An 11,441-nucleotide genomic window follows, 5' to 3' on the forward strand; every position below is an offset into this window, starting at 1 on the left:
CATCCGCTCTTCCTCGTACCGAAAGTTTTCGAAAAGGCTTGCGGTCGCTCCTGCGCCGTCCCTAGGGTGACGAGCGTGCGCCGAAGCTCGGCGAGAAAGGGAGCAGACACAGTGGTCTGGTCAATGAAGGAGAGATCCCGTCGGCCCGCGAGGGCATGGATCGCCGTCGGGGTCGTATGCACGCTGGCTGGGGGACTGTCGGCTTCGCCGGCGTTCGCGGCCAACAGCGATCTCGGCTACCCGGTCTTCTCGGGAAGCGAGAACCCCGTTCCTGACACGGGGACGGGATACACCGTCGGCAATCAGCTGCAGGCCATCTTCGATGCGGATCTCGCTGCGGGAGCGGGCGCCAGCACCGAAAAGGATTTCTGGTTCGATCGGATGCTCACGCGAACCGGGACCGCGGGAAGCTTCGGCGACGAGAACCAGTGGCTGTTCAGCCGAGGGCGCGCCGCCTTCATGAAGGTGCACGACCCGGCGAAGCTCGGATTCGGCGGCCAGCTGGCTTACTGGGAAGCGGTCGACGGCCGCGACGCCTACACGGTCACCGCGAGCGTGGGCGGCGAGCAGATCACGCTCACCGAGGACGAGGCCGCGCGCAAGCAGACGCCCAGCTACTGGCGCAGCGTGCACAGCAACGCCGACGCGGGGGTCGAGATCGTCCAGACGAAGTTCATCATCGACGCCAACGTCCTCGTGACCGAACTCGAGGTGCGAGCCACTGGAGCGGCCGTCGAAGTCGGGCTCCGCGCCGTGTCGCCGTACGCGACGGTGGCCGAGGAGAACGAGCTCACGGGAACGTTCGACGCCCTCAACGACATCACCAGGGTCCATCCGCGATTCTCCGGGGACGGGTTCGCGCCGGTCGACGGCGGTCTCGAGACCACACTCTCGATCGGCGCGGGGGAGAGCGCCGTCACCAAGCTGCAGCTGGGCCTCGTCACCGAGGAGATCGCGGAGTCGCGCCCCGCGTACGACGCGATCGCCGCCGCTTCGCCCTCCGACGCGTACACGGAGCACGTCACGGCGTACAACCGCTGGTGGGCCGACAACGTGCCGTACCTCGACACCCCCGAGGATGACATCGACAAGACGCTCTTCTACCGCTGGTGGCTCCTGCGGTTCAACTACCTCGATGCGAATGCGCCCGGCAACGCGTACCAGTTCCCGACCGCCGTCGAGGGCGCGCTCGGCTACAACAACGCGATCGACCTCACGGTCGGCATGTTCATCGACGACCTCAAGTACTTCCGCAACCCGATCTACTCGTACGGCGGATGGGTGTCGACCGGCGAGACGTCGAAGGGCGGGCGCTTCGTCGACAACCCGGGTGACCCGGCGAACTGGAACGCGAGCCACACGCAGTACATCGCAGAGGCCGCCTGGAAGTCGTACCAGGTGCACGGCGGCCCGCTCGGGATCGTCGAGAACCTCGCGCGCTACGCGGAGGGCGATGCGAAGGGACAGCTCAGCTCGTACGACTCCAACGGCAATGGCCTGCTCGAGACGAACTGGAATGCGTGGACCGGCAACGACGCCGACGCCGTGTCGTTCGACTACTTCCGGCGCGCGAATGAGCGGGCCGAGTCCGCCTACGTGTACAGCGGCGCCCGTGCGGCGTCGGCCGCCTACGGGCTGCTCGGCCGCGACGACAAGTCGGCGGAGATGGACGCGATCGCCGAGAAGGTGAAGACCGGCGTCCTCGAGAACCTCTGGGACGCCGAGGAGAACCTCATCAAGCACCGCGATCTCCAGACAGGCGAGCTGATCCCCTGGAAGGAGATCAACAACTACTACCCGTTCTCGGTCGGCCTCATGCCGAAGCCGGGCGACGAGGACTACGCCGACGACTACGTGGACGCCCTCCGCCTGTTCGCCGATGACGCGGAGTACCCGATCTTCCCCTTCACGACAGCGAACCAGGCCGACAAGGCCGAAGCGGCGGCGGCGGGACACCCCGGCACGAACAACTTCTCGATCATCAACTCCACCGTCACGTTCCGGATGGTCGCAGCGGCGCTCCGGGAGTACCCGAGCGATGCCATCGACGCCGAGTGGTACAAGAAGCTCCTCTACTGGAACGCGTGGGCGCACTATCAGAACGGTGGCGACAACCGCCTTCCTGACGCGAACGAGTTCTGGGCCGACGGGGACGCCGATCCGCAGAGCATCGGGTACCGCTCGTGGATCCACCACACGATCCTCGGGACGACGAACTTCACGATGATCGAGGACGCGATGGGGCTGCAGCCCCGCACGGACGACAGGATCGAGCTCTACCCGATCGACATCGACTGGCCGCACTTCACCGTGAACAACATCTCGTATCACGGCAGCGATCTCACGATCACGTGGGATGAGCCGGGAGACGGCGAGCGCCCGTACGGCGACTCGGTGCCCGAGGGCTACTCCGTGTTCGTGGACGGCGAGCGCGCGTTCACGGTCGACTCCCTCACGCATGTCGTGTACGACCCCGCGACGGGCGAGGTGTCCTTCGAGGAGGACGTCGTGAACGGCGTGTCCGAGCCGAAGGTCGTCGACGCGGCTCCGGTTGCGCTCCGGTCGCCGCAGGACGTGGTGTACGCGGACGACTCCCGTGTCGTCGACCTGTTCGCGAAGGCCGGACAGGACATCTCCTCGCACGCGGCGGAGAATCTGGCGGAGGGGCGCCCGGTGACGGCGTCGTTCTCGGCGGACGGCCGCCCCGCGAATGCCGCGGTCAACGGCACGACGATCAACGAGCCCTTCTGGGGCACGGCCGGATCGCCGAACGCCACCGACTGGCTCGAGATCGACCTGGGATCGCCGCAGGCCGTGGACACGGTGCGCGCGTACTTCTACGACACGTCTTCGAGCGCGACGGCGTCCGGCTACGCCGAGCCCTCGCGGTACGGCATCGAGTACTGGGACGGCGCGGGATGGACAGCCGTGCCCGGTGCCGTCGAGGCGCCGACCGTGCCGCAGCCGAACCTCAACGAGGCGCGGTTCCCCGAGATCACGACGCAACGCATCCGCATCTCCGTGGCGCACGCAGAGGGGTACAGGACCGGGCTCAAGGAGCTCGAGGTGCTCCGGACCGGGGAGCCGGTCGGAGCGGCGGAGAACGCCGCCCCGAGCGTCCTCGCCTACACGCAGGCGGGAGCGGTGAGCGCCGGACGAGCCGAGCTCACGGGCATCGTGAAGGACGACGGCGCTCCCTCCGATCCGCTCACCGTCTCGTGGAGCGTCGTGTCCGCACCCGAGGGCGGCGATGCGTTCATCGAGCACGCCGACCGCGCGAACACGATCGTGCGCTTCACGGTCGCGGGCGAGTACCGCCTTCGGCTCACTGCGACGGATGGCGAGCACTCGGTCTCGGACGACGTCGTCATCCGCGGCGAGGCTGCAGACGGCGGTACGGACATCGGACCGTCGGCTACCCCGACCGCCTCGTACACGGCCGGATGGAACCGCGTCACGGCTGTGAACGACGGCAGCGGTGTGAACGAGGGCGGCGATCAGGCCCAGATCTGGGGCACCTGGTCCGGGGATCGTCCCGCCTCCCAATGGCTGCAGTACACGTGGGAGGAGCCGGTGCGCGTCGCCGGGTCGGAGATCATGTTCTGGACGGACTCCGCGGCCGGAACGGGCGAGGGCGTCGCGGTGCCGGCGTCGTGGAAGATCCAGTACCTCGACGCCGAGGGAGCGTGGGTCGACGTCCCGAACGCATCCGGGTACGGGACCGAGCGCACCGGCACCAACGCGACGACCTTCGACATGGTGACGACGACGGCGCTGCGTGCGACCTTCGAAGCCTCTCCGAACGCGACCGGGACGTCGTACTCGGCCGTCGGCGTCAGCGAATGGGACGTCTTCTCTGCGGCCCCCGCGGCGATCGACGAGACCCACGTCCGCACGGATGTGGGTGCGCTGCCGACCCTGCCGCAGCAGGTCGGCGTCACGTACGCCGACGACAGCCGAGCGCTCGCCGCGGTCACGTGGGCACCGGTGACGGAGGACCAGGTCGCGGCTGAGGGGAGCTTCGAGGTGCGCGGCATCGTCGAGGGCGCCTCGGCGACCGCGAAGGCGACGGTCTGGGTGCGCTCGACGCACGAGCTGACGATCAACCAGGTCGACACGGTCTCCGTCCACACCGCCGTCGGCGTCGCACCTGCGCTGCCGGAGAGCACGTCGGTGCTGTACAACGACGGCTCGAAGGAGACGCTTCCGGTGGTCTGGGACGAGATCGATCCTGCCCAGTACGCCTCGGAGGGCGAGTTCGAGGTGGCGGGAACGGTCCAGAGCGACCATGCGGGCGACAAGACGGCGACCGCCTCGGTCATCGTCGGGGCAGGCGGCGGTGAGAGCCCCGTCTCGGTCGCCGTGTCGGTGGACGGCCGCTGCGTGGGCGCGAAGGGCGTCATCGCGGTGAAGGCGACCAACGACGCAAGCGCGGCCGCGGACATCGAGATCCGCTCGCCCTACGGGAAGAAGACGTTCGCGGGCGTCGAGCCCGGAGACAGCGTCTCGGTCGCGTTCAAGACCCGTGAGAAGGAGGTTCCGGCGGGCGCGGTCGACGCCACCGCGACGGCCGGCGAGGAGACGGGGACCTCCTCCGCGGAGTACGCCGCCTTCACCTGCCGGTGATGGGAGGGCGGCGGCCACGAGCCGCCGCCCTCCGGACCGTCCGGGGGTGACCCCGACGCCGCGGGTGCTCAGCGGGACACAGCACAGGAGATCCGAGCGGATCGAGGGGCGGGAACCGGGTTCCCGCCCCTTTCCGCGTCGGAACTCCTGCGTGGTGTCCCGCCGTGCGCGCCGTCCAAGCCATTCGCTCTTCTCGCGCCCCGCCTCGCGGCAGCCGATGCGCATCGACGGGAGTCCTAGACTCGACGAGGAGGTCTGGATGGCGACGAGCGCTGATGTGGCGAGGCTGGCTGGCGTCTCGCAGAGCACGGTCTCGTACGTGATGAGCGGCACGCGATCGATCTCCGCCGAGACCCGCGCGCGCGTCGAGGCCGCGATGCGCCAGCTCGACTACCACCCCAATGCCGGCGCCCGGGCCCTCGCGGGTCGTCGCACGAATGTCGTCGGACTCGTCGTCCGGTTCGCCGCCAATACGGATGTGGCCGCTCTGCTGCCCTTCATCGAGACGATCTCGTCCTTCTGCAGGGAGCGGGACTACGACGTCGTGCTCGTGACCGAGGACGAGGGCCCTGCCGGCCTCGAGCGGCTCGCGGGACGCGCGATCGTCGACGGAATCGTGCTGATGGACATCCGCCGCGACGACGACCGCGTCCCGGCTGCGCACTCCGTGCAGGTGCCCGTCGTCCTCATCGGCGTACCGGATGACCCGCGCGATCTCGACTGCGTCGACGTCGACGTCGAGGCGGCCGGCCGTCTGGCGGTTCGCGAACTCGCGGAGGCGGGCCATCGGCGCATCACGCTCATCGGCGAGAGTCCTGTGGTTCGGGCAGACCAGTTCGGCTTCGTCGCGCAGTTCGCCGAGAGCGTCGAGAGCGCGGCAGCCGACGCAGGCATCGCGGTATCGACCTATCAGCCGGACGCCGAAGGGTGGGCGGGCTTCACGCGCTTCGAGTCGCAGGCGGCAGAGCTCGCGGCGGTGCGGGCGGGCGTCATCGCCCGCACCCCGCAGGCGATCGACATGACCCTGCAGATCCTGCAGGCTGCCGGGGTCACGCCCGGGAAGGACGTCTCGCTCGTCGGCGTCTGCACCGACAGCACGGCCGAGGCATTCCGCATCCCGGTGACGAACATCTCGCCCGAGCCGCGCGAGGTCTCTCGGCTCGCGATGGAGAGTCTCTTCGCGCGATTAGATGGGCGCCCGGCTGAACGGGGCGTGCAGCTCGTCTCCCCGAGACTCACACGACGTCGCACGACCGCGCCGCCGCGCTGATCACGGCGCGCAGGCGTCCGTGCGTGTGCTTGCGTTGACCCGCCTCGGCGTCTAGTCTGTCGATGCGCATCGAATCGATGCGCATCGAATCACGAATCGGCCGCCGCTGGCGACGGCATGGAAGGAACTCCGATGACTCGACGTCGAGCTTGGATGCGCACGGCGGCCGCTTCGGCGGTCGCACTCACCGCCTCGGCCGCTCTGGCCGCGTGCTCGTCAGCGACGGACAATGGCGACGACGCGGGCACAGTGACGATCGCCGGTTGGTATGAAGACGGCGTGATCGGCAGCACGCTCGAGGCGGCGAACGAGCTCCTCGCCGCCGACGGCATCACGCTGGAGTACACGCAGGTCCCCCTGGATCAGTACAACACCTGGCTCAGCACGCAGCTCGCCTCGGGCGAGGGGCCGGACATCATCATGGACGGCGCGAGCTTCCCGGCGCGCGTGGCCGCGGGCAATCTCGTCGACCTCAGCGACGACGACGTCATCGAGGGCTTCAGCGAGGTCGGCCTCGCTCTCGCAAGCGATGCCGAGGGTCGGGTCTTCGGGGTCCCCTCCTACGGCTGGTTCTCCGGCATCTTCTACAACAAGGCGCTCTTCGAAGAAGCAGGCGCGGAGGTGCCGACGACGTTCGACGAGTTCCTCGACGCCGCCGACAAGCTGACGGCTGCGGGGATCCAGCCGATGGCCGCCGGCCTCGCCGACAGCGACAAGGCCATCCACTCGCTCATGGGCTACCTCGAGAACGCCTACTACAACAACGGCGACGGGAGCGTGCAGCTCGACACGGATTTCGCGTACGGCGAGGCGACCCTCGATGGCAACTGGAACGATCCCCTCTCGGACTGGAGTCAGGTGATCGAGCACGGCGTCCTCACGCCGGAGATGGTCGGCGTTCCGCTGTCACAGGCGGTCGCCGAGTTCACCAACGGCGAGGCGGCCATGTACATCAGTGGTCCGTGGGACTACCAGGCGATCAAGGACGCCGGTCTCGACTTCGGCATGTTCTCCCACGTCGGCGGAGACGCCGAGAACCAGTGGCTGCTGGGCGGGCCGGCGGCGAGCATGGGCGTCAATGCCGACAGCGACCAGCCGGACGCGGCGCTCACCGCGCTGCGTGCGCTTGCGTCGCCCGAGGCGCAGCAGGCGGTCGTCGACGCGAACCCCGGCGCGTTCAGCTACCTCGACGGCGTCCAGGGCACGTTCCCCTCGGAGTACGAGCTCGTCGCCCCTCTGCTCGACGAAGGGCGCGTCGCGGTCGCATGGGACCGGTGGGGTGTGAACATGCCGGCCCAGACCATGCTCGACACCCTGACCAAGGGACTTCAGAGCGTGATCAGCGGACAGCAGACCACGGACGATCTGATCGCCCAGCTCGACAGCCAGGCTGACTCGATCCGCTATTGAGCCGCGAGGGCGCGGCCGCCGCATGCGGCCGCGCCCCGGACAGGAGACACCGCATGACGACGCAGCAGCTGCGCCCGGCGCCCGCCGCGCGCGGGCCGCGCCTTGAGCCTTCGGCTTCGATCGGGCGCGGCGCCCGCGCCCGCCGGCCACGGCTTCGGGCGAACGCCCCCTACATCCTCATGGTCGCGCCGGCGCTCGCGATCTTCGCGGTGTTCTTCATCATCCCGGTCGTCCGCACCGCTGTGCTGAGCCTCACGGACCAGAGCAACCACAGCCAGGACGTCGCCTTCATCGGGCTCGAGAACTACGTCGAAGCGCTCACCAACCCGCAGATCCTCGCCGGGATCCAGCACTCACTGCTCTACGCGGTCGCGGTCGTCGTCCTGCAGAACGCCATCGCGCTGCCCGTGGCGCTGCTGCTGCACGGGCGGATCCCGTTCCGCGGCGGATTCCGGACGATCTTCTTCGGCCCGGCCGTGCTGAGCGTGCTCGTCGTCGGATACCTGTGGAGCTACATCTTCTCGTCGAACGACTACGGCCTGCTGAACGTGCTGCTGCGCTCCGTGGGGCTGTCGAACGTCAACTGGCTGGGTGACCCGGATCTCGCGCTCGGCAGCATCATCGTCACCCAGGTGTGGCAGTGGTTCGGCTACCAGATGATCATCTACCTCGCGGCCCTGCAGACGATCAACCCCGATCTCTACGAGGCGGCCGCGCTCGACGGCGCGGGGCGGTGGCGATCGTTCCGCACCGTCACCCTGCCGGGCCTCATCCCGGCCTTCCAGATCACGCTCGTCACGGGCCTCATCTCCGGCCTCAAGGTGTTCGACATCGTGATCTCGATGACCAACGGCGGTCCGGGCTTCGCGACCGAGACCGTCCTGACCCTCATGTACCGCAAGTTCTCGGAGGGGAACTACGGCCTCGCGGCGTCGTTCGGCGTGCTCTTCCTCATCGTCAGCCTGCTCATCGGCGGTCTGCTCCTGCGTCTGTTCCGCCGACTCGAGGCGAAGTACTCATGAGCGCGTCCACCGTCATCCGCATGCCCTCGCTCCGACGCAGCCGCCGGCGGACCTCGATCCTCGCGCTGATCGTGCTGAGCATCCTCGCGGTGCTCGTGCTCGTGCCGATCTACTACCTCGTCGTCACCACGTTCAAGTCGCCGGCCGAGGCCGCGGCGAATCCGATGGGCCTGCCCGCGTCGTTCGACCTGACCGTCTACGTCGATGCCTTCCTGAAGATGGAGTATCCGCGTGCGTTCCTGAACACCTTCCTCATCACGGTCGGGTCGGTTGCGGGTGTCGTGCTCCTCGGGGCTCCGGCCGGGTACGCCCTCAGCCGGAAGTCCGGGAGCCGAGTCGCCTCGATCGCGTTCCTCACCCTGCTCTCGGGGCTGATGTTCCCGTACCAGATGTCGATCCTCGGCCTCTACGAGGTGGTCAAGGCGCTCGGCCTCATGAACAGCCTGCTCGCGGTCATCCTGATCAACGTCGCGGTGAACCTGCCCTTCGCGACCCTGCTGTTCCACGCCTTCACGACGACCGTTCCGCGCGAGCTCGAGGAGGCGGCGGGCATCGACGGCGCGGGGGCGATCCGCACCTTCGTCACGATCGTGTTCCCGCTGCTCCGCCCCGCCGTGGTGACCGTGGCCATCCTCAACACCCTCAGCGCGTGGAACGACTTCATGGGCCCGCTCTACTTCCTGCAGTCCCGTGAGAAGCAGGTCATCCTGCAGGAGGTGTACCGCAACATCGGCCAGTTCTCGATCGACTGGACCTCGCTCTTCCCGATGATGGTCCTCGGGGTCCTGCCGCTCGTGGTGTTCTACCTCATCCTCCAGCGGCAGGTCATCGGCGGCGTCGCCGGATCGATCAAGGGCTGACATGGCACGACGAGACGGAGCGACCGCATGACCTCGACAGAGACCATCGACCAGGAGACGACCATCGCGGTCGACCCCGTCGAGCGCGCCGTGGCGCGCGAGATCGAGCTGCGCCTCGGTTCGGGGCGTGCTCTCCTCGACGCGGAGACGGGAAGCCCGCTGCAGTTCGTCGACGACACCGCCCCCGAGCGCACCTACCTCCTCGACGGGCGGACACCCTGGCACTCCCTCGAGCACGCATGGGGGAGCGGGCACGTCGTCGCGGACACGTTCGCCGGCCGATGGAACGCTCCGCATGAGCTCGAGATGGACGGCGACGTCGTGCGGGCCGCGTACAAGGTCGGCCCGCTGGTCGTCGACGTCGAGCGTCGCGGTGGCGACCTGCTGCAGGAGACCTATCGGTTCCGCAACACCTCGGACAGCACCATCCGGATCACAGGTCTCGCGGTCCAGACTCCCTTCGCCGACCTCTACCCTGGCGCGCTCGACGCTCTGACCAGGCGGGTGCACGCGCACGTCTTCACCGGCGGACGATGGGCGTGGGTGGCCGCCCAGCCGATGGACGGTCGGGGGCACGTCCTCGGGCTGAGAGTGACCGAGGGTGAACTGTGGTCGTACTCGGTCGAGACGCGGAACGCGAACACGATCTCGAACGCGCGAGGGCATCTCGTGCTCAACGTCACCGATCGGGCGCGCAACCCGGATGCCTTCGGCGGTCAGCCCGCGCTGGCGCTCGACGCCGGGGCGGAATACGTGCTCGGCTGGGAGCTCGGCTGGCACAGCGACATCGCGTCCTTCATCGAGGCGACCCACGCGCCCGCCGAGTTCTCGGCGCTGGCGGCGACCGTCGGGGAGCCCATCTCCATCCGAACGCCGTGCGAGGTCCGGGCGGCGGGCGGGGTGGAGGTGGTGACGGAGCCCGGCGGCGCGCGCATCACCGCTCGGGTGCACGGTCTCTACGCGATCCGGCTGGGCGACGGCGCGCGCAGCGAGGTGCTCTTCCACGACTCGGTGGCCGACGCCGTCCGGAAGCGGGCGGAGTTCGTCATGCGGTATCAGCTCGGCCGCGAGCGCCCAGGACTGCTCTCCCACGCCATCCTGCCCGTCGACACCCGCACGCGCCTGACTCAGCTCACGAACGGCTGGTCCGACTGGACCGACGGGTCCGAGCGCATCGGGGTGGCGATCATGCTCCAGCACGGCGTCGCCCGCGGCTGGCTCGGCGCGGAGGTCGACGACGCGCTCGACGGCTGGGCGGGCTTCGCGCGGGAGCACCTCCTCGACGACACCGCCGCCCCGCGGCGCGGTTCCCAGCAGCATCACGCGGGCATCCGGCTCTATGACTCGCCCTGGCTCGCGCGCTTCTTCCTCCTCCGGCACGCGCACCGCCGGCGCGCGGAGGACCTCGAGCTCGCGGCGCGGATCCTCGAGCGCGCCCTCGAGCTCGGGATCGGGAAGGTGCTCACGATCGGGTTCTCCGAGGTCGCTGTCGCCGTCGCGAGCGCGCTCGCCGTCGCGGGCGCCTCCGGTCGGGCGGGCGCGCTCCGCTCGGCCGTCGTCGAAAGCGCGCGGCAGTACGCCGCCCGCGGCGCGGACCTTCCCGGGCACGAGGTCGCCTACGAGCAGGCCATCGTGGCGCCGCTGCTCAACCTGCTGATCGACGCGCACGCGCTCACCGGCGACGAGGCGCTGCTCGAGGCCATCCGCGAACGGCTTCCGTGGCTGCTCGCTTTCGGCGGCCCGCAGCCGCACGCGCGCCTCGGCGGAATCGCCATCCGGCACTGGGACGGGTACTGGTTCGGTCAGCGCAGGCAGTGGGGGGATGTCTTCCCTCACTACTGGAGCGCCCTCACGGCAGGGGTGCTCCTGCGCCTGCCTTCCGAGCTGCGCACATCGGCGACGGATGCGCTCGCCGACCGGATCCTGCGGGCGAACATGGCGAACTACGGCGACGACGGCTCCGCGACGTGCGCCTTCGTGATGCCCTCCTCGGTGGATGGAGTGCCCGCCCACAGCGCGGATCCGCTCGCGAACGACCAGGACTTCCACCTCGCGCTGTGGATGCAGCTCGCCTCCGACGGGTACACGACGCTGCCCTAGCGAGATCGCGGCCGCAGGCGCCGGGCGGCGAGCCGTCCATCCCGGCCATCCGCCTGCATGATCGATTGCGATCGCTTCCACGAAGGCATGGTTGCCGCGCGATGCGGACTCCCGCTTGACTGATGTTCACGCAAACATCCGCGAGGCGGCGTC

6 protein-coding genes are annotated in these 11,441 nt (G+C 69.0%); all 6 read left to right on the top strand.

What is annotated here, in order from left to right:
* Positions 1-123 precede the first annotated feature (123 nt).
* Entirely contained in the window at positions 124-4,626 is a 4,503-nt protein-coding gene (locus tag GC092_RS01930; RefSeq protein ID WP_324013786.1) for an Ig-like domain-containing protein, read from the top strand.
* A 259-nt stretch (positions 4,627-4,885) separates the two neighbouring features.
* On the top strand, positions 4,886-5,896 hold the full coding sequence (locus GC092_RS01935; RefSeq protein WP_324013788.1) for a LacI family DNA-binding transcriptional regulator: 1,011 nt from the start codon (positions 4,886-4,888) through the stop codon (positions 5,894-5,896).
* Between the two features lie 279 nt (positions 5,897-6,175).
* Positions 6,176-7,306 (top strand): ABC transporter substrate-binding protein, encoded by a 1,131-nt coding sequence (locus GC092_RS01940; RefSeq protein WP_324013789.1) that lies wholly within the window; start codon positions 6,176-6,178, stop codon positions 7,304-7,306.
* 53 nt (positions 7,307-7,359) lie between these two features.
* Entirely contained in the window at positions 7,360-8,328 is a 969-nt protein-coding gene (locus tag GC092_RS01945; RefSeq protein ID WP_324013790.1) for a carbohydrate ABC transporter permease, read from the top strand.
* The gene (locus tag GC092_RS01950) at positions 8,325-9,188 is read left to right on the top strand and encodes a carbohydrate ABC transporter permease (RefSeq protein WP_324013792.1); all 864 of its coding nucleotides are present in this window, start codon (positions 8,325-8,327) and stop codon (positions 9,186-9,188) included. Before GC092_RS01945 ends, GC092_RS01950 begins: the two co-directional genes overlap by 4 nt.
* Before the next feature lie 27 nt (positions 9,189-9,215).
* Positions 9,216-11,288: a hypothetical protein gene (locus tag GC092_RS01955; RefSeq protein ID WP_324013793.1), complete on the top strand. Its 2,073-nt coding sequence runs from the start codon at positions 9,216-9,218 to the stop codon at positions 11,286-11,288.
* The last annotated feature ends 153 nt before the right edge of the window (positions 11,289-11,441 follow it).

Origin of the sequence: Microbacterium sp. JZ37 (assembly GCF_035188445.1) — a bacterium.
GTDB classification, from domain to species: domain Bacteria; phylum Actinomycetota; class Actinomycetes; order Actinomycetales; family Microbacteriaceae; genus Microbacterium; species Microbacterium barkeri.